The following is a 249-nucleotide window of genomic DNA, read 5'->3' as shown; positions in this document are numbered from 1 at the left end:
GTCGCGCAATCGGCCAACGGCGACACGCTGGCCGAGTGCAATACCGGCGCCGGCAATCCCGCGGCCGATGGGACGCTCGCTGCGCCGCCCGGCGGAAATTGCGCGGTGACGACCGGCGCGGCCGGCTACGCGGCGAATCCGCTCAATCGTTCGGGCATCGCGTCGGTGGCGATGCTCAAGCCGGTCGTCCCCGGCAAGCCGGCGACGATCACGGTCAGCGACGGCGCATGCCGCGATCGCGTCGCGCTC

The 249-nt window shown here is 72.7% G+C and carries 1 pseudogene; it reads left to right on the top strand.

The features are described 5' to 3' along the window. Positions 1-249: pseudogene (locus tag SB771_RS36050) on the top strand (hypothetical protein); the annotation flags it as partial.

This window comes from Burkholderia sp. SIMBA_051 (assembly GCF_046534915.1).
In the GTDB taxonomy this organism is placed as follows: Bacteria; Pseudomonadota; Gammaproteobacteria; order Burkholderiales; family Burkholderiaceae; genus Burkholderia; species Burkholderia ambifaria.
Note: the sequence above shows the minus strand (reverse complement) of the source record. Positions and strands in the feature narration are given on the sequence as shown.